The 18,480-nt window shown below is 73.4% G+C and carries 13 protein-coding genes; 10 read left to right on the forward strand and 3 right to left on the reverse strand.

Going from position 1 to position 18,480, the window contains the following annotated elements; genetic code table 11:
• Nucleotides 1-921 precede the first annotated feature (921 nt).
• A complete protein-coding gene (locus tag ACFWFZ_RS20880; protein ID WP_387124284.1) occupies nucleotides 922-1,632 on the forward strand; it encodes a ribonuclease HII in 711 nt (236 codons plus the stop codon).
• Between the two features lie 59 nt (nucleotides 1,633-1,691).
• Entirely contained in the window at nucleotides 1,692-2,330 is a 639-nt protein-coding gene (locus ACFWFZ_RS20885) for a hypothetical protein (RefSeq protein ID WP_387124285.1), read from the forward strand.
• Nucleotides 2,331-2,541: 211 nt separating this feature from the next.
• Here ACFWFZ_RS20885 and ACFWFZ_RS20890 read toward each other — a convergent pair whose 3' ends face one another.
• The gene (locus ACFWFZ_RS20890) at nucleotides 2,542-3,171 is read right to left on the reverse strand and encodes a hypothetical protein (RefSeq protein WP_387124286.1); all 630 of its coding nucleotides are present in this window, start codon (nucleotides 3,169-3,171) and stop codon (nucleotides 2,542-2,544) included.
• 302 nt (nucleotides 3,172-3,473) lie between these two features.
• Here ACFWFZ_RS20890 and ACFWFZ_RS20895 point away from each other — a divergent pair, with 302 nt between their 5' ends.
• The gene (locus ACFWFZ_RS20895; RefSeq protein WP_387124287.1) at nucleotides 3,474-5,633 is read left to right on the forward strand and encodes a RecQ family ATP-dependent DNA helicase; all 2,160 of its coding nucleotides are present in this window, start codon (nucleotides 3,474-3,476) and stop codon (nucleotides 5,631-5,633) included.
• A 44-nt stretch (nucleotides 5,634-5,677) separates the two neighbouring features.
• Here ACFWFZ_RS20895 and ACFWFZ_RS20900 read toward each other — a convergent pair whose 3' ends face one another.
• The gene (locus tag ACFWFZ_RS20900; protein ID WP_387124288.1) at nucleotides 5,678-6,586 is read right to left on the reverse strand and encodes a nitroreductase/quinone reductase family protein; all 909 of its coding nucleotides are present in this window, start codon (nucleotides 6,584-6,586) and stop codon (nucleotides 5,678-5,680) included.
• A 491-nt stretch (nucleotides 6,587-7,077) separates the two neighbouring features.
• Between ACFWFZ_RS20900 and ACFWFZ_RS20905 the strand changes: the two genes are divergently transcribed.
• The 7 genes from ACFWFZ_RS20905 to ACFWFZ_RS20935 all read left to right on the forward strand — a co-directional run bounded on the left by ACFWFZ_RS20905 (nucleotide 7,078) and on the right by ACFWFZ_RS20935 (nucleotide 17,740).
• Complete coding sequence (locus ACFWFZ_RS20905; RefSeq protein ID WP_387124289.1) at nucleotides 7,078-8,343, forward strand: DUF4192 domain-containing protein; 1,266 nt, start codon at nucleotides 7,078-7,080, stop codon at nucleotides 8,341-8,343.
• 245 nt (nucleotides 8,344-8,588) lie between these two features.
• The gene (locus ACFWFZ_RS20910) at nucleotides 8,589-10,538 is read left to right on the forward strand and encodes a glycogen debranching N-terminal domain-containing protein (protein ID WP_387124290.1); all 1,950 of its coding nucleotides are present in this window, start codon (nucleotides 8,589-8,591) and stop codon (nucleotides 10,536-10,538) included.
• A 384-nt stretch (nucleotides 10,539-10,922) separates the two neighbouring features.
• A complete protein-coding gene (locus ACFWFZ_RS20915) occupies nucleotides 10,923-11,669 on the forward strand; it encodes an NUDIX domain-containing protein (protein ID WP_030650452.1) in 747 nt (248 codons plus the stop codon).
• A gap of 180 nt (nucleotides 11,670-11,849) precedes the next feature.
• Complete coding sequence (locus ACFWFZ_RS20920) at nucleotides 11,850-13,640, forward strand: ATP-binding cassette domain-containing protein (protein ID WP_387124291.1); 1,791 nt, start codon at nucleotides 11,850-11,852, stop codon at nucleotides 13,638-13,640.
• A 137-nt stretch (nucleotides 13,641-13,777) separates the two neighbouring features.
• A complete protein-coding gene (locus tag ACFWFZ_RS20925; RefSeq protein WP_387124292.1) occupies nucleotides 13,778-14,719 on the forward strand; it encodes a FadR/GntR family transcriptional regulator in 942 nt (313 codons plus the stop codon).
• Between the two features lie 368 nt (nucleotides 14,720-15,087).
• Entirely contained in the window at nucleotides 15,088-16,680 is a 1,593-nt protein-coding gene (locus tag ACFWFZ_RS20930) for an RNA polymerase sigma factor (protein WP_387124293.1), read from the forward strand.
• 133 nt (nucleotides 16,681-16,813) lie between these two features.
• A complete protein-coding gene (locus tag ACFWFZ_RS20935) occupies nucleotides 16,814-17,740 on the forward strand; it encodes a serine protease (protein ID WP_387124294.1) in 927 nt (308 codons plus the stop codon).
• A gap of 106 nt (nucleotides 17,741-17,846) precedes the next feature.
• Here the strand turns inward: ACFWFZ_RS20935 and ACFWFZ_RS20940 are convergent, their stop codons facing one another.
• Nucleotides 17,847-18,080 carry a hypothetical protein gene (locus ACFWFZ_RS20940; RefSeq protein WP_030028922.1) on the reverse strand — a complete coding sequence of 78 codons (234 nt, stop codon included), beginning with the start codon at nucleotides 18,078-18,080 and terminating at the stop codon, nucleotides 17,847-17,849.
• Between the last annotated feature and the right edge of the window lie 400 nt (nucleotides 18,081-18,480).

Consider the following 18,480-nt stretch of genomic DNA (forward strand, 5'->3'; position numbering starts at 1 on the left):
GTGTTATCGTGTCCCCCGGTGTCCCCCGCGGCGGCTGGGGGGGCGGCCCGGCGGGGTGGGGTACTAAGGTCCTGGGCGCGCCGCCACTGGGGATTCCCCCCCCCACGTCGGGAGCTGTCGGTCCCTTGGGGCCGAGACGCGGCAGGAAACGCTGCGAGAGGGCGGCGGCGGTGACGATGGCGACCGTGACAGGCAGAGGCCCAGGCCCGACCGGATCAGGGAGAAGCCCAGCACGTACAGGCGGGTCCGAACTCGAACGGGCGATTCTCGACGCGGCGTTGGAGCAACTGCGTACGGTCGGCTGGAACGCGCTCACGAGGGAGGCCGTCGCCGCCGGCGCGCAGACCGGCGAGGCCGCCCTCTACGGCGCCGGCCCTCGAAGGCGGACCTCGTGGCCGACGCGCTGCGTCCGGTCTGCCGCGGATCGGTGAGATTCCCGACTCCGGCTCGATCCGCGAGGACCTCGGCCTGCTGTGCGTGCCTACGAGGGAGGTCATGTACTCGCGCGCCGGGCAGGCTCGCTGGTCGGTCCTTCACGAATGCGATCACATGGCGGCAGAGTGGTTCCGCGGGGTCATCCGGTCCGGGCTGCAGGAGCCCGCCCAGCGCCCTGACCAGGGAGCTTGTACTCCGCGGAAACAGGGAATCGGGCGGAGGGACGTGTGACCGGACGCCACTGGTCCGTTTGTCGTGGATGTCGCTCCGGTGGTGCTGATGTACCGCGCCAAGGTGTGCGGTAGCGAATGGGGGGACTCGGGCATCGCCGTGTTGAGCGACGAGGTGATGGTGGCGCTGCTCAGGGTGTGAGACGCGGAAAGCGGCCGCGAGCCGCGCGGGGAGGGATCTGGGGCCGATCGCGGGCCCGTCGGACCCGGGCGGGGGTGTGCAGTGGGCTCGGGGCGGCGTAACCTTGCTGGCGCCATGCCGTACGAAGCACCCACCCACACCGTCGAACGCTCCCTCCGTGCAACCACCGGCGCCAAGGTCATCGCCGGGGTCGACGAAGTCGGACGAGGGGCCTGGGCCGGTCCCGTCACCGTGTGCGCGGCGATCACGGGCCTGCGCCGGCCGCCCGCCGGGCTCACCGACTCCAAACTGCTCACCCCCAAGCGGCGCGACGCCCTGCTCGACGTCCTGGAGGACTGGGTCACCGCGTACGCGCTCGGGCACTCCACGCCCGAGGAGATCGACGAGCTCGGGATGACGGCCGCCCTGCGGCTCGCGGCGGAGCGCGCCCTGGCAGCCCTGCCGGTGCGGCCCGACGCGGTGATACTCGACGGCAAGCACGACTATCTCGGCCCGCCCTGGCGGGTCCGTACGGTGATCAAGGGCGACCAGTCCTGCATCGCCGTCTCCGCGGCTTCGGTCATTGCCAAGGTCCGCCGCGACCGGATGATGGCCGAACTCGGCGAACAGGGCGGTGGGATCGAGGACTTCGCCTTCGCCGCCAACGCCGGATACCCCTCGCCCGTGCACCGCGCGGCCCTGGAGCAGCGGGGGCCCACCCCCTACCACCGGCTCTCGTGGTCGTACCTCGACGCGCTGCCCAGATGGCGCCACCTCAAGAAGGTGCGCCGCAGCGAGGAGTCGATGGAGCTGGAAAACGGAGGCCAACTCGGCTTCGATTTCTGATCGCACCCATGTGCCACCGGCCGGTACGTTTCGTACCGGTGTTTGATAGATATCAACTCATGCCTCTCACCCCCGCCATCGAGGAGCCTCAGATTCACGAGAGTGCCCAGGGTCCCCGCGTCACGCCGGCCGCGAGCCGCACCGCGCAGACCCCCCGCCCCGTACCTGGTCCGCGTCCCGCCGCCGTCCCGCGGCCCGGTCGCCCCGGTCCTGTCCGGCCCGCACCCCCCGCGCAGCGTGCGGCGCAGGCCACCACCGGACCCGTTCCCGCAGCCCCTGCCCCCACCGCACCGTCCGTCTCCGCGGCGGTGCCGCAGATCCAGCTGATCCCGGCGTCCGCCGAGGGTGCGCTGGACGCGGCCGAGGAGGCCGTGGACCTGCTGCTCGACACCGGGCGCGCGCCCGGTGACATCCTGGTGCTCACCACCGGCGACCCGCACCCGTGGGCCGCCCACGAGCTGTCCTTCGGCGAGGCCGCGTACTGGGCCCAGCACGACGCCGGGGACGACGTCTTCTACGCGGACGCGGCGCAGGTCCAGCGAGCCGCCGACCGTCCCGTCGTGGTCTTCGCGGCCAACGGCGGTGCGGTCGACACCCTCGCGGGTTCCCTGCCGGTCGCGCTCACCCGGGCGGGTGCGCTGCTGATCGTGTGCGGTGACCCGCAGCAGATCAACTCCGTTCTGGGTGCGGGCGTCTGACGCCCTGTACCCCGGCACGGGTGAGGGGCGGGGCGGGCGCTGAGCCGGCCCCGCTGAAGCCCGGGCCCGGACCCAGATCCGGACCCGGACCCGGACCGAGGTTCGAGCCGACGTCCGCGAGGGTGCCCGATGCCTGATCCGCCGTACGCCCGGTCCCGGGTGTACGGCCGTGAGGCCTGTCCGGGAGCAGGCCGCGCGCCGGGTGCGGGCGTCAGCGCGCGGCGGTCCGGCGCAGGGCCTCGACCGCGCCACCGCCGGTGTGCAGGGCGAGTGGAGCGAATTCGGCCACGGTGTCACCGAGCCGCTGGGGCCGCGAGTCCGAGCTGGGCCGCCGGCCGCCACGGCCCTCGCCCAGCACCTGCCAGCCGTCGCGGGTCAGCGTGATGTACGCACCGCAGCGCAGTCCGTGCAGGGTGCAGGCGTCCCGCAGCCCCCACATCCACGCACCGTCCTCGGGGGTCCACCGCGCGTCGCCCTCGCGGCAGTAGAGCAGCACGGCCGTCCGTACCGGGGTCCGCCGCCGCAGGTCGTGCGGGAGGACCCGGCGCAGCCGGGACAGCAGGGCGTTGCGGTACTCCCAGCCGTCGGACGACGCCGAGCGCTGCACGAAGGAGGCGCTCGCCACGAGCTGCTCCTCCGGGCCGAGGACGGCGATCACCGCGGTCGACGGCACCGGGCTGTGCCGGGAGTGCAGGCCGCTGACCACCTCGCGCGGATTGCGCAGCAGGGGAATCCCTGCCGACATCCACTCGGACGGTTCCAGCAGTCTGCCGTGCCGGCTCGCGCCGCCGGCGGCCGTTGCCAGGGACGATGTCGAAGGCGGCGTGAATCCGAAGGTCACGTTCCTCCCTTCGGGTACACGCCCGCGGACGGGCACGGCTGGAGTCAGGGCGCGCCGCAGCGCGGCCCAGGAGGGTGCCGAGGAGCCGAGCGGGAGCACTCCGATTCTCGCGTGGCTTCCGAGCATGCGGCAACGAGCAATTGACGACGCCGACCGGAATTCGCCGGTATGCCGTTCATATCCTTGCCCCGCCACGCCGAGAACGACGCATCCGGTCCCCCGCGGCGCGTCGGCACCAGCGCGAACGCCTCCTTCGCGGGCCGAAGTGGCCGAGTGTCGTAGCCATCGGGTTGCATGGGGGCATGGACAACCAGGAGCTGCGCACCGAAGCCGACACGATCCTCGCCGAGCTGGTCGGCGACCCCGGGGGGTCGGCGCGGCTGCGGGAGGACCAGTGGCAGGCGGTGGCGGCCCTGGTCCAGGAGCGCCGACGGGCACTGGTGGTGCAGCGCACCGGCTGGGGGAAGTCGGCGGTGTACTTCGTCGCCACCGCCCTGCTGCGCCGTCGCGGCTCCGGCCCCACGGTGATCATCTCGCCGCTGCTGGCTCTGATGCGCAACCAGGTCGAGTCGGCGGCGCGGGCCGGCATCCAGGCCCGCACCATCAATTCGGCCAACCCGGAGGAGTGGGAAACCATCTACAAGGAGGTGGAGCGCGGGGAGACCGACGTCCTCCTGGTGAGCCCGGAACGGCTCAACTCGGTGGACTTCCGCGAGCAGGTGCTGCCCAAACTCGCGGCCACGACCGGCCTCCTGGTGGTCGACGAGGCCCACTGCATCTCCGACTGGGGCCACGACTTCCGCCCTGACTACCGCCGGCTGCGGGCCATGCTGGCCGAGCTCGCCCCCGGTGTGCCGGTGTTGGCCACCACGGCGACCGCCAACGCGCGTGTCACGGCGGACGTGGCGGAACAGCTGGGCACCGGCGTCGGCGAGGCCCTGGTGCTGCGCGGCCCGCTGGAGCGGGAGAGCCTGCGGCTGGGCGTGGTCCGGCTGCCGGACGCCGCCCACCGGCTGGCCTGGCTCGCCGAGCACCTGGACGAGCTGCCGGGCTCCGGGATCATCTACGCCCTCACCGTCGCCGCGGCCGAGGAGGCCACCGCCTTCCTGCGGCAGCGCGGCTTCAAGGTGGCCCCGTACACGGGGCGCACGGAGAACGCCGATCGGCTGCAGGCGGAGACCGACCTGCAGGAGAACCGGGTCAAGGCGCTGGTCGCCACGTCCGCGCTGGGCATGGGCTTCGACAAGCCGGACCTCGGTTTCGTGGTCCACCTCGGCTCGCCGTCCTCGCCGATCGCCTACTACCAGCAGGTGGGCCGCGCCGGTCGCGGCGTCGAGCACGCCGATGTGCTGCTGCTGCCGGGCAAGGAGGACGAGGCCATCTGGCGCTACTTCGCCGACACCGCCTTCCCTCCGGAAGCGCAGGTCCGGCAGACCCTCTCGGCCCTCGCCGATGCGGGACGGCCGCTGTCCGTGCCCGTGCTGGAGGCGGCGGTGGACCTCCGGCGCACCAGGCTGGAGACCATGCTGAAGGTCCTCGACGTGGACGGCGCCGTCAAGCGGGTCAAGGGCGGCTGGACCTCCACGGGCCGGCAGTGGACCTACGACTCCGAGCGGTACGCATGGGTGGCCCGGCAGCGGGCTGCCGAACAGCAGGCCATGCGCGACTACGTGAGCACGACGGGGTGCCGTATGGAGTTCCTGCGCCGGCAGCTCGACGACGAAGGGGCCGCCCCGTGCGGCCGCTGCGACAACTGCGCGGGTCCCTGGGCCGATTCCGCCGTCTCGGCGGAGATGCTGACCGGGGCGGCGAAGGAACTGGACCGTCCGGGCGTGGAGGTCGAACCGCGCCGCATGTGGCCCACCGGAATGCCGGCCCTGGGCGTCAACCTCAAGGGGCGCATCCCCGCCGGCGAGCAGTGCTCCACCGGCCGCGCCCTGGGCCGGCTCTCGGACATCGGCTGGGGCAACCGGCTGCGGCCCCTGCTGGCCGAGAACGCGCCCGACGTGCAGGTCCCGGACGACGTCCTGAACGCCGCGGTGGCGGTACTCGCCGACTGGGCCCGCTCTCCCGGCGGTTGGGCGCCGAACGTCGCCGAGGCCTCCGCCCGGCCGGTGGGAGTCGTCGCCGTACCCTCCATGACCCGCCCGCAGTTGGTCGGTTCCCTGGCGCGGGGGATCGCGGCCGTCGGCCGGCTGCCGTTCCTCGGCTCGCTGGCGTACACCGGGCCGGGCGGAGCGCACGCGGCACGCCGCAGCAACTCCGCGCAGCGACTGCGGGCGTTGTCCGACGCGTTCACCGTGCCCGAGGACCTGGCCGGTGCGCTGGCCGGCGCTTCCGGGCCCGTCCTGCTCGTGGACGACTGCACCGACTCCGGCTGGACCCTGGCCGTCGCCGCCCGACTGCTCCGCCAGGCGGGCGCCGACCAGGTCCTCCCCCTGGTCCTCGCCTCGGCGGGCTGACCTGACGGCGGGAGCCGGGCCGGCCCCGCCGGGGCACCCCGAGGTCAGGCGGCGGCCGGCGGGCCGGGCGGGAAGGGAATCCCGGAGAGCAGCGGCAGGAGCGACTCCTCCTCGTAGTCGAGATGGGCGTTCAGCTCTTCCGACATGCGGGCCAGTTCCCTGCGGAACCGCTCCGGATCCGCCCCGCTGATGTCGGCCAGCAGCACGCTCAACTCGCGCTGCAGCCGCGCCACCGTGACGTGCTCCGTCCGCAGCCGCTCGAGGACGTCCTTCAGGTGCGGGTTCTGCGCCGCGAGGGCGGGGAACACGTAAGCGTCCTCGCCGGTGTGGTGGATCTCCAGCGTCTGGCAGAACGCCAGGCAGTGCTGGCGGATCTGGAGCCCGAGGCCCGGCGCCGGCGCGGCCCCCTCGCCCTGGTGCGCGGCCACCGTCTCGAAGTAGCTGTCCACTTCGGTGCTCACGTGCCGCAGCTGCCCGCGCAGCCACACGTGGACTTCGACCAGCTTGTCGGCCAGGCTCCGGATCTCGCCCGGGCCCTCGCCGGGCGCGGGGTCGCTGCGCTCCAGCACCACCACGGGCAGCACGCGGCTGGTGTTCTCCTGGTACTCGCCGTAGCCCGGCGCCGCCGCCACGACGTGCGCGAAGAGCCGGTCCCGGCGCTCGCCCTCCGCGGGCACCGCGACCGCCACGAAGGAGTCGGCGCCGATCTCCACCTGGACCAGCGGATTGGCGAGGACGTTGTGGTACCAGTCGGGGTGCTTCGGCCCGCCCAGGTTGGAGCCGATGACCAGGAGGTGGCCGTCGTGGCGCACGTAGCCGAGCGGGACGGTCTGTTCCTCACCCGACTTGGCGCCGGTGACTGTGAGCAGCAGCAGATCGCTGCCCTCGAAGTACCCGCCGACCTTTCCCTGGTTGGTGCGGAACTCGTCGATGACTGACTGGTTGAAGGACATGGCGGGGTGGGACTCCTCGGGTGACGGGGTGTGCGGGGGCAGCACGAAGCAGGGGAGGGGGGAAGGCGCGTGCGGGGGCGTCGTCCCGTACGGCACGCCGTGCAACGGCGGGCGGAAGGACGAGCGGTGACACACGGGGACGCGGGGGATACAGCACGGCCGGTTCGAGCGGCGGTGCGGGCGCGACGAGGCGCCTGGATCAGGCGGAGCCTGTGAGAAGAGAACGCATAGGACGGTCCCTGGTGTGCGGGTGGTCGCCCAGTCACCGGCCGGCCCGGTTCTCTTTGGCCGGCGCCACGCGCCACGTTCCTCATTAGAACGACCGCTCCGCGATCTTGTCAACGCAGCTGTCAAGGCTCCTTGGCCGGATGCGCTGCCGGTCGTCGACAACACTCCCGCGGTGGCGCACCGTTCCGCGCCTGCGGTGGTTGAGGTGTCAACAGTTATCCACAGGGCTTTCGGGATCGGATCATGCGCGGGACCTTCGTGACATGACGAACAACAACGAATCCCGCCGCCCGTCCGACCGGTCCTTCATCAGCCCGGCCGGAACCGCCGACGAACCGCAGATCACCCTGCGCAGCCCGGCCGAACTGGCCGATGCGCTGCCCTACATGCTCGGCTTCCACCCGTCCGACTCGCTCGTCATGGTCGCCGTACACGGTGAGGGCGGGCGCTTCGGCGGCCGCCTCCGCGTCGGCATCCCCATCACACCTGCCGAATGGGAGGGCACCGCCCGACAGGTCGCCGACTGTCTCATCCGGGGCGGCGAACGGCGCGGCGCCAAGCCCGACGGCATCGTCGTCTACCTCTGCCAGGAGCCGCGCGGAGAGGAGAGCGGCCAGGGGGTGATGACCCGGCTGCGGCCGTTCGCGCAGCGGATCCGGTTGGCCTGCGGCGCGCTGGACGTGCCGGTGCTGGAAGCCCTGTGCCTGTCAGCCGGCCGCTTCTGGTCCTACGTCTGCCCCGACGAGCGGTGCTGCCCGGCCGAGGGCAGCCCGCTGGCAGCGGTCGGCACCTCGGTGATGGCCGCGGCCGCCACCTTCGCGGGTCTCCAAGTCCGCGGCTCCCTCGAAGAGATCGAAGGCAGGCTCGCACCGCTGCGCGGGCCCGTGGCCCAGGAGGCGGAGAGGGCCCTCGACCGGGCTGCCACCGCACTGATGCCGAGGATCCTCCACGGCGCCACCCGCGAGGAGGTCGGCGCCGAGACCATCACGCTGGCACAGACCCTGATGCGGCGCATGACCCAGGCGCCGCCCGCCGAGAGCGGCCCCCAGGGCGACGACTGGGACGACGCGCTGCTCGGCCACGACGAAGCCGCCGCACTGATCCTCGGCCTCCAGGACCGCGAAGTCCGGGACATCGCGGCCGAGTGGATGGAAGGGGAAGAGGCGGCCCCCGCACTGCGCCTGTGGCGGGCCCTGGCCCGCCGCTGCGTCGGCGCCTACGGCGAGCACGCCGCAGCGCCCCTCACCCTGGCCGGCTGGGTCTCCTGGTCCACCGGCGACGAGCCGACCGCCCGGATCGCCCTCGGCCTCGCCCTGAGGGCCGACGCCGAATACCGCTTCGCGCAGCTGCTCCACCACGCATGCAACGAGGGGATCGACCCCGAGGGGCTGCGCCAGTGCCTGAGGGAGGAGCGGCGCCGCCGCGAACCGAGGCGCGGCCGGTCCTCCGCCGTCACCCGGCCGCCCGGACGACGGGGCCGGACGGCCCCGCGCCGCGGCTCCCGCCGCACCGCCGGGAGCGGGCAGTGAGCGCGCGCCGGCCGTCGTACGGCGCTCCCCTGCGGTGGCCCCGCGCCGCCGCGGCCCCGGCCTCACGGCGCGGGCTCCGTCCCCGCAGCGCCCGGCCGGAGTCCGGGCCCGTGACCCGGGCGGGGGTGGGGGCGTTCAGCTGGGTGGTGCCGCCCCGGCCGCGCCGCCACCCAGCTGAAGCCACCGGAGCGCAGACAAGGCGACACATGTCTCACCCCGCACCTCCCCGCCCGACAGCCGTACCCGTGGCCCGCAGGCCCGAGCTGCCGCCCGTGCACGGCGCCGTCATCTGCGTCGCCGCGCCCTGCCTGGTCATCTCGCCCGAACACGGCCAGCTGACCGGGCAGGGGATCGACGGGATCTACCGGTCCGGGCGCCGGCTGCTCTCCCGCTGCGTGCTGCGGATCGGCGGCCGTGACCCGGTCGCCGTCCAGGGCCGCAGCCTCGGTGCCGACCGGGCCGGCTTCACCGCAACGGTCCGCACCGGGGCCGAGCCCGGCCCCGACCCGGACATCGGCGTGGAACGGATCCGCCACGCCGACGGCACCGAACGGATCACCCTGCGCGGCTTCACGGCCCGGCCGGTACGCCTCTGCGTGGAGCTGCTGCTCGGCACCGACCTGGCGGAACTGGCCGCAGTGGCCGCCGGCCGGGCCGGCCCGGAGCTGCCCGCCGGGGTGCACGCCGCCGGCCTGCGCTGGAGCACCGGCGGAGCACAAGCCGTCACCACGGCAGATCCGGCACCGGACGACGCCGTGGCCTCAGCCGGGCTGCTGCGCTGGCAGCTCGAACTGGGCCCTGGCGAATCCCGCACCATCGAGCTGCGCACCACACAGGACCGGGTGGTGCGGGCCCCCGCCGGCCAGGTGGCGAACCCGCTGGCCGACGCCAGGGCCGAAGGGGACGACCCGAGGGCCGAGGCGTGGTTCCGCACCAGCGTCGAGGACCTGCGCGCGCTGCTCTCGCGGGATCCGCAGGAGCCGGGCGACGCGTTCGCGGCGGCCGGGGTGCCCTGGCGGCTGGGCCTGGCACCGGCGGAATCGCTCTGGGCCGCCCGCATGGCGCTGCCGCTGGGGACCGGGCTCGCCGCCGCCACCCTGCGCATCCTCGCCCGGACACAGACCGAGGGGCGCGGCACCGAGGCCGGGAAGATCCCCGGCCCCCTGCGCGGAGCGGGCCCGCAGCTGCCGCCCGCGTGCACCGGAACCGAGGCGACCCTCGCCTTCCCCGCGCTGCTCGCCGAAGCCCGCCTCTGGGGGATGCCGGAGGACGATGTCGCCCGACTGCTTCCGGCCGCCGAACGGTGTCTCGACTGGATGCGCGGCGCCTTCGGCAAGGACGGCTTCCTGGCCGATCCCGACCCCGGGCCGCGGCGCTGCGAGACCCAGGCCCATGCCCACCGGGCCGCCGTGCTGGGCGCAGAGCTCCTCGCCGGCTGCGGACGACCCGGCACCGAGGAGTGGCGGGAGCGGGCGGCCGCGCTGCGCGAGCGGTTCCGGGACGGGTTCTGGATCGACGGCCCGGACGGCGGCCGGCCGGCCGCGGCTCTGCATCCCGACGGGCGGCCACTGCCACGGCTGACCGGGGCCGCAGCCCACCTGCTCGACGCCGGGCTGCTCAGCGGCGGCAGGCTCGCGCCCGGGCTCCTCGACGGGGTCCGCACCGAGCAGCTGGCCCGGCTGCTCGGGGCCCCCGCCATGGACTGCGGATGGGGGCTGCGGAGCATGGCCCTCAAGGAGCCGGGACACAACCCGTACGGCCACCGCTCCGGCGCGGTACGGGCGCACGAGAGCGCCGTGGCCGTGTCCGGACTGGCCGCGGCGGGCTTCGAGAAGGAGGCCGCTGGCCTGCTCAGAGGCCTCATGGACGCGGCAGAAGCCTTCGGGTACCGGCTGCCCGAGATGTTCGCGGCAGAGCAGCGCACCGCCGGCAGCGTCCCCGTCCCGCACCCGGCGGCATGCCGTCCCGCCGCCGTGGCCGCGGCCGCGGGGGTGCACGTACTGACCGCCCTCGCCGGAATCCGCCCCGACGCCCCCTCGGGCACCGTCGCCCTCGCACCCCTTCCCGGCGCCCCCCTCGGCGCGATCCGCCTCGCGGGTCTGCGGGTGTCGGGAGAGCCCTTCGCCGTCCGGGTCAGCCGGCTCGGCCTCGCCATGGTGGAGGAGGCCGCGGATGCGCTCCAACTGGGTGTCTAGTGCTGTGACCGCCAAGGTTCTCCGGGTCACGGCGGCTGGTACGGCACCTCGCCGCGTTGTCGGACCACGCCCGCACGTCCGGTACGCGCCGTGGCCCTCCGCCTTGCGGCGCTTCCCCTCGGCCCTGTGGGCCTGGGCAGACCCCATGCGCCGGACACCGCGACCCGGCAAACCTCTCCGGCCACAGCACCGGCGACTGAAGCGGGTCCTGTCCGGGAGGTCCCGCCTGCCCGGGGCGTGTGCGAGCGGTGTCGGCCCGCTCCGGCTCGCAGGCGGTGGGCGCCGGTCGTCGGGCCCGCCGGGCACACCCGCCGGCCCGCGGGCACTCGTCTTCAAGGTCACCAAAGCGCTGTTTATCGTCAGGCAGACGACTATGATCGCGGCATGTCGCCCTACGACCCGTCGGCCTATCCGCCCTTCGCAGTCACCGTCGACCTGGTCGTGCTCACCGTGCGGCGCCACGCGCTCTGCGCGCTGGTCGTCCGGCGGGGTGAGCAGCCGTTCCAGGGTCGCTGGGCGCTGCCCGGCGGATTCGTCCGCGGGGACGAGGACCTCGCGGCCGCCGCCGCCCGGGAGCTCTCCGAGGAAACCGGCCTGTGCGCCCACGACCCCGCCATGCCCGGCGCGGGCAACGGGGCACACCTCGAACAACTGGCCACCTACGGCGATCCGAAGCGCGATCCGCGTATGCGGGTCGTCAGCGTGGCGCATCTGGTGCTGGCTCCGGACCTCCCCGCGCCCCGGGCCGGCGGCGACGCCAACAGCGCCCGCTGGGCCCCCGTCGACGAACTGCTGGCCGTCGGCGACGAGAGCGCCGCAGGCCTCGCCTTCGACCACGCCCGGATCCTCGCGGACGGCGTGGAGCGGGCCCGCTCGAAGATCGAATACTCCTCCCTGGCCACGGCCTTCTGCCCGCCCGAGTTCACCGTCGGCGAGCTGCGCCGGGTGTACGAGGCCGTGTGGGGCGTGGCCCTGGACCCGCGGAACTTCCACCGCAAGGTCACCGGCACCCCCGGATTCCTGGTGCCGGCCGGAGGGACGACGACCCGTCAGGGCGGCCGCCCGGCCCAGCTGTTCCGCGCGGGCGGGGCGACCCTGCTCAATCCGCCGATGCTTCGCCCGGAGGTCTGAGGCCGCGGCCCGCGGCCCGCGGGCCGTCGGCGCCCGCGGCCGGTCCACGGCTCGGGGTGAACCTGGCGGAACGATCGGCGCTTCACCGGATCGGTTGCGCCGAAAATCGGACATATCGCGTTATCTTGCTTACGGTACTCACCCTGCCGCAGAGCGGTCTCACCCCCCGCGAGAGAAGCGATGCTCCAGGCCATCGGACTCACCAGCAAACCACGCACCGACGCCCCGCCCGTCGTGGACGACCTCACCTTCGAGGCCCGCCCGGGGCATGTGACCGCCCTGCTCGGCGAGCCGGGATCGGGCAAGACGACCGCCCTGCGGCTCATGCTCGAACTCGAACCGGGCCGCGGCGTCACCTACTTCCGCGGCCGCCCGCTGCACCGGATCCCCCACCCCGGCCGTGAGGTCGGAGTGGTGCTCGGAGACGTCCCCGGCAACCCGGCGCGGACCGTCCGCAACCAGCTGCGCATGCTCTGCGCCGCCGCTGGGGTGCCCGCCTCCCGGGCCGACACCATGCTCGAGGTGGTCGGCATCGCCGGCCTGCGCGACCAGCGCCTCGGCTCGCTGTCACTCGGCATGGAGCGCAGGGTCGCCCTGGCCTCGGCGCTGCTCGGCGATCCCTGCACCCTGCTCCTCGACGAGCCGGCCGCCGGGCTCTCCCCCCGCGAACGCGGCTGGCTGTACGGACTGCTGCGCGGCCACGCCTCCCTCGGCGGAGCGGTGCTCTTCACCACCGACGACGCCAAGGAGGCGGCCCGGAGCGCCGACCGGGTCGTCAGCATCGCGGCGGGCCGCCTCGTCGCCGACCAGGAGGCCGCGGAGTTCGCGCGGACCCGGCTGAGGCCGCGTGTCGCCGTGCGCACCCCGCATGCGGCCCGGCTGGCCGACGTACTGGGCCGGGAGGCCCGCGCGGCCCAGCGCGCGGTGGAGATCGTCGAGGAGAGCGGCAGCCGTCTGTCGGTGTACGGCAGCAACTGCGCCGAGGTCGGCGAGGCGGCGTTCCGCCACGGCGTACTGGTCCACCAGCTCGCCGACGAGACCGGCGACGCCGGCGCGTCGACGGTCCCGGTCCCGCACGCCCGGGCCGCCGCGACGGCCCCGGCGGCCCCCGCCGGGGCCGCGCCGGATCCCTCCGGGGGCTCCGGCAGCCGTTCCCGGGAGGCACGCTCCAGGCGGCCGGCCTCGGCCGTGCGGCGCGTCGGCGGACCGCTGCGGCCACTGCGCTACGAGCTGCTCCGCGTCTTCGGCACCGCCACCCCCGTCCTTACCGCCGGCCTCGTCCTGGTGGTCTCCGTCCTCACCTCCCTCGTGCTCGCCCGGGCCGGGCAGACCCCGCAGAACCGGCTGCTCGCCGCCTGGCCCGAGCTGCTGCCGCTGCCGCCCGCAGCCCTCGGCGCCGGTCTGCTCGGCGCACTGGCCTTCGGCGAGGAGTACCGCTATCCCGCCCTCGCCGCCGACCGGGGCACCGTGCCGCGCCGGCTGGGGCTGCTCACCGCGAAGCTCGGCGTCTGCGCAGCCCTCGCCCTGCTGCTGGGCGCCCTGACGGTGACGGCCGACGCCGCCGCGCTGGCGCTCGTCTTCGACAGCGGCCCCCTGCGCACCCCGGCGGAGTGGCTCTCCCCGGCCGCGAGTTGGGCCGGCCTGCTGATCGGCTGCGCCTGGGCCGGCGTACTGGCCTCCGGCGTCTTCCGGTCCGCCACCGCGGGACTGGCGGCGGTGCTCGCCGTACCCGTGGGAGTGGTTCCGCTGGTGCGCGAGGCGCTGGAAGGCTCGTCCGCGTACCCGGTGACCGGACTGGGGCCCCGGCTGCGGGGTCTGTCGTGGGTGCAGTGGCCGCCGGAGGCGGACCGGCTGCTCGTGGGGGCCCTACGGGTGATGACCCAACCCGTGGCGACCGCCCTGGTGCTGTCGCTGATGGTCCTGTTGTGCGCCTATGGGTTCACCGGACTGCGCAGCAGGGTCCGTTGGTGATCGTTCCGGTGCCGGAGCGGCGACGGACGGGACCGTTGCAGTCCATGTCGCGTCAAGCGGACCGCAACTCCCCGCAATAGGCCCGGTTCTTTACGATAAGTCGTCAATTGCGTAGGTGGCACCGATCACCCTTTCGTGTGCTTTTCACCAAAGACCTCAAGGGTCGTGGAGGCACGACCGACAAAGGATTCGTGAGTACCCTTGCGCACACCATGATGACCGCCGCCCGCCACGCCGACTCCGGCCTCGCCGGCGCGGGCGAACTCGACCGCTACCCCTACGCGGAGGCCCCCGGCTCCGACCGCGTCGGAGCACCCCACTGGGACGGCGCCGACGTCGAGTTGAGCCGCGTGGGCCGCCGCGCGGCAGGCAGCCGCGGCCGCGGACTACACGGCCAACTCGTCCAGCAGCTCGGCCAGATGATCGTCTCCGGCGACCTCGGTGCGGACCGCCCGCTGGTGCCGGAGGAGATCGGCCAGCGCTTCGAGGTCTCCCGCACGGTCGTCCGCGAATCGCTTCGGGTCCTGGAGGCCAAGGGTCTCGTCAGCGCCCGCCCCAACGTCGGCACCCGGGTCCGCCCGGTCGCCGACTGGAACCTGCTCGACCCCGACATCATCGAGTGGCGCGCCTTCGGGCCCCAGCGCGACGACCAGCGCCGCGAGCTCGGCGAGCTCCGCTGGACGATCGAACCACTCGCCGCCCGCCTCGCCGCCGGCCACGGTCGGCCGGACATCCAGCAGCGCCTGGCCGACATGGTCGAGATCATGGGCCACGCCCTCGGCCAGGGGGACTCGATCACCTTCGCCCGCGCCGACAACGAGTTCCACGCGCTCCTCATCCAGGTCGCCGGCAACCGCATGCTGGAGCACCTCTCCGGCATCGTCTCCGCCGCCCTCCAGGTCTCCGGCAGCCCGATGACCTCCTGCGACCGCCCGAGCGAGACCTGCATCGCGCACCACGCACGGATGGTCGAGGCCCTCGCCGCGGGTGACGCGGTGGGTGCCGAGAGCGCGATGCGCCAGCTCCTGACGGTTCATCCGGAGGTCGAGCGCGTGGTTCCCGCCCCGCGCGAGCACTGAGGGGCGGGTGCGCGGGGGTGTACGACACGTCGCCGGGCCCGGCTGGGCCCGGCGACACCGGCGTGCGGAGCCGTTCCGGAGCCGCCGCGTCTCCTCCGGAAACCGAGGGGTGTGACCGTATGACCGGCGTTCGCGCATACGGGGTGTGACTCGGGCCACGAAGATTGGGCGTAACGCTCCGCGAGGTCGCGCGATGACTTAAGAGGTGATGGCCGACGGAGGGAAGACAGCAGCCCTTGGGGGTGCTGTGCAGCTCCCCGGCCCCTGCCCGCGCCGCCGGCCCATCCCCGGTCGGTGGTCGTCGGCTCCGGTCCAGCACCACCAGGCCCGGGGTCGGAAGCCGTTCCCATCGTTCCGAGAGGTTGTTCGTGTCGGCCAGCACATCCCGTACGCTCCCGCCGGAGATCGCCGATTCCGAGTCTGTGATGGCGCTCATCGAGCGGGGCAAGGCCGAGGGGCAGATCGCCGGCGATGACGTGCGTCGGGCCTTCGAGGCTGACCAGATTCCTGCGACCCAGTGGAAGAATGTTCTGCGCAGCCTCAACCAGATCCTCGAGGAAGAGGGTGTGACGCTGATGGTCAGTGCCGCGGAGTCACCCAAGCGCACCACCCGCAAGAGCGTCGCAGCGAAGAGCCCGGCCAAGCGGACGGCCACCGAGCCCGTCAGGAAGACGGCGGCCAGGACGACGGCGGCGCAGCCCGCAGCCCCCGCGGTCCCGGCGGCCGAGGCGGTCGAGGCGGCGGACCCGCAGGCACCGGACGCCCCCGTCGAGGAAGCCGCCGCGGCGCCCGTGGCCAAGAAGGCGGCCGCGAAGAAGACGGCCGCCAAGAAGGCCGCGCCCGCCAAGAAGGCAGCTGCGAAGAAGACCGCCGCGAAGAAGACCGCCGCCAAGAAGGACGCCGACGAGGCCGGCGACGAGGAGAACCCGGACGAGGGTCCCGACGCGGTCAAGGCCGAGGGCGACGAAGAGGACGAGGGCGGGGAGAACAAGGGCTTCGTCATCTCGGACGACGAGGACGACGCCCCGGCGCAGCAGGTCGTGGTGGCCGGTGCCACCGCCGACCCGGTCAAGGACTACCTCAAGCAGATCGGCAAGGTCCCCCTCCTCAACGCCGAGCAGGAGGTCGAGCTGGCCAAGCGCATCGAGGCGGGTCTGTTCGCCGAGGACAAGCTGGCGAACTCCGACAAGCTGGCGCCCAAGCTCAAGCGCGAGCTGGAGATCATCGCCGAGGACGGCCGACGCGCGAAGAACCACCTGCTGGAGGCCAACCTCCGCCTCGTGGTCTCCCTCGCCAAGCGCTACACCGGCCGCGGCATGCTCTTCCTGGACCTGATCCAGGAGGGCAACCTGGGCCTCATCCGCGCGGTCGAGAAGTTCGACTACACCAAGGGCTACAAGTTCTCGACCTACGCGACGTGGTGGATTCGCCAGGCGATCACGCGTGCCATGGCCGACCAGGCCCGCACCATCCGCATCCCCGTGCACATGGTCGAGGTCATCAACAAGCTCGCCCGCGTGCAGCGCCAGATGCTCCAGGACCTGGGCCGCGAGCCCACCCCGGAGGAGCTGGCCAAGGAACTCGACATGACCCCCGAGAAGGTCATCGAGGTCCAGAAGTACGGCCGTGAGCCGATCTCCCTGCACACCCCGCTGGGAGAGGACGGCGACAGCGAGTTCGGCGACCTCATCGAGGACTCCGAGGCCGTCGTCCCGGCCGACGCCGTGAGCTTCACGCTCCTTCAGGAGCAGCTGCACTCGGTGCTCGACACCCTGAGCGAGCGCGAGGCCGGCGTGGTGTCGATGCGCTTCGGCCTCACCGACGGGCAGCCCAAGACCCTCGACGAGATCGGCAAGGTCTACGGGGTCACCCGTGAGCGGATCCGCCAGATCGAGTCGAAGACGATGTCGAAGCTGCGGCACCCGTCCCGGTCCCAGGTGCTGCGCGACTACCTGGACTGAGCCGGCGGCGGGCCGCGTCGGAGGCCCGCCCCGGCCGCGGCTCCGCAGGCGAGGGGGTGGCCGCGCGGGTGCGCTCGGCCACCGGGCATCCCACTCTGGGTGGAGTCATGCACACTCGGAGTCAGGAGGCCCCATGCGTCGTCCCTTTGCCCGTGTCCTGGCGGGCGCGCTGACCCTGGCGGCGGGCGCGGCCGCGGCGCCGCTCGCCCAGATGCCCCAGGCGGTCGCGGACAGCGTGGTGATCGGCGGGAAGCCGGTCAAGGCGGCCGACAGCCCCTGGGTCGTGGCCCTGGCCAGCCGTGACCGGTTCGGGGGTACGCGGGACGGGCAGTTCTGCGGGGGCGTCGTCGTGGCCCCGACCAGGGTGGTCACCGCGGCCCACTGCCTGGGCCGGCAGGTGCTCGGCGGCCCGGTCGAGTCCGTGTCCGATTTCCGGGTGATCGCCGGCCGTACGGAGCTCCGGGCGGCCGACGGCCGGGAGATCGCGGTGCGCGGGGCGCGGGTGAACCCCGACTACGACCCGCAGAGCAATGCCGGGGACCTGGCCGTACTGGAGCTGGCGGAAGCCGTGCCGGCCCACCACGTGCTGCCCATGGCGGAGGCGGGGCACCCCGCGTACACGGCGGGCACCGAGGCGGCCGTCTACGGCTGGGGCGACACGAGCGGGTTCGGCGACTACGCGTACGCCCTCCGGGCGGCGCGCGTGACCGTGCTGGCGGACGAGGTCTGCGGGCGCGCCTACCCCGGGGACGCGGACGGACAGTACCGGGCCGAATCCATGGTGTGCGCGGGGGACGGCGGGGGCGGCAGGGACGCCTGCCAGGGCGACAGCGGCGGGCCGCTGGTCGCACAGGGGCGGCTCATCGGGGTGGTCTCCTGGGGACGGGGCTGCGGGCGCGCCGACAGTCCCGGCGTGTACACGCGCATCGCCCCGCTGGCCGGCTTCGTGGCAGCCCCGGAGAGGGCCGCGCAGCCGGCCGGGGACCATAACGCCGCGTGGGGGCCTCAGAGGGGCTCCGGGGCGCCGGCAGGGTCCGTACAGGGGCATCGTGCGCAGTAGCCGGCCGCGGATGTGAGGACGGGCGGCACCCCTGGGTCTCAGGGGTGCCGCCCGTCGACCGGCCTGGCCGGTCCTGGCTCGTCGGATGCGAGGTTCGGCCTGTGTGTCAGCGGTCCTCGGGTTCGGCGTGGGCAGCCGGAGCGGACGTGAGCCGCTCGGTCTCATCCTGTATTTCCGCGGCGATCTTCTTGAGTTCCGGCTCGAACTTGCGACCGTGGTGGGCGCAGAAGAGCAGTTCACCGCCGCTCAGCAGGACGACGCGCAGATATGCCTGGGCGCCGCAACGGTCGCATCGGTCAGCGGCCGTCAGCGGGGTCGCGGGTGTCAGAACAGTAGTCACGTCGCCTCTTCTCTAGCTCGACGAGCTGTCGTACCAGGGTCAACATCCAACCAGGCCGAAAACGTTCCCGCTCGCGGCTTTTCCTCGAAACTTCCTTCCGAAGCTGGCCGGCTGTTGCCGGTTGGCGGCGAAGGAGCCGTATTGCGTTGCTTTACGGTTTCGCGTTGTCAGTCGTGCGCTTGTTGCAGTTCCATCCTCCCTGGCGTGAGTGCCAGGTTGTTCATGAGGACGTGCCCGAACCCTAAATGGTTCATGCGCGGAAGGGAACGTGATGTTTCCTTCACCCGCCCGGGGGATCGAACATCCGTGCGGATCTGCACTAGGCTGAGGAAAGCGCGAGGGTGGCGTTGCATCGGCTCTACCTGGCCTCGGTACCCTTCGACGGGCACCCGAGCCGCCC

Origin of the sequence: Streptomyces sp. NPDC060232, from assembly GCF_042726555.1 — a bacterium.
In the GTDB taxonomy this organism is placed as follows: Bacteria; Actinomycetota; Actinomycetes; order Streptomycetales; family Streptomycetaceae; genus Streptomyces.

Bases quoted from the DNA above. Each gene is read 5' to 3' on its own strand.
- ACFWFZ_RS20880 (WP_387124284.1), top strand. From the start codon at position 922: ATGCCGTACGAAGCACCCACCCACACCGTCGAACGCTCCCTCCGTGCA.
- ACFWFZ_RS20885 (WP_387124285.1), top strand. From the start codon at position 1,692: ATGCCTCTCACCCCCGCCATCGAGGAGCCTCAGATTCACGAGAGTGCC.
- ACFWFZ_RS20895 (WP_387124287.1), top strand. From the start codon at position 3,474: ATGGACAACCAGGAGCTGCGCACCGAAGCCGACACGATCCTCGCCGAG.
- ACFWFZ_RS20900 (WP_387124288.1), bottom strand. From the start codon at position 6,586: ATGTCCTTCAACCAGTCAGTCATCGACGAGTTCCGCACCAACCAGGGA.
- ACFWFZ_RS20905 (WP_387124289.1), top strand. From the start codon at position 7,078: ATGACGAACAACAACGAATCCCGCCGCCCGTCCGACCGGTCCTTCATC.
- ACFWFZ_RS20915 (WP_030650452.1), top strand. From the start codon at position 10,923: ATGTCGCCCTACGACCCGTCGGCCTATCCGCCCTTCGCAGTCACCGTC.
- ACFWFZ_RS20920 (WP_387124291.1), top strand. From the start codon at position 11,850: ATGCTCCAGGCCATCGGACTCACCAGCAAACCACGCACCGACGCCCCG.
- ACFWFZ_RS20935 (WP_387124294.1), top strand. From the start codon at position 16,814: ATGCGTCGTCCCTTTGCCCGTGTCCTGGCGGGCGCGCTGACCCTGGCG.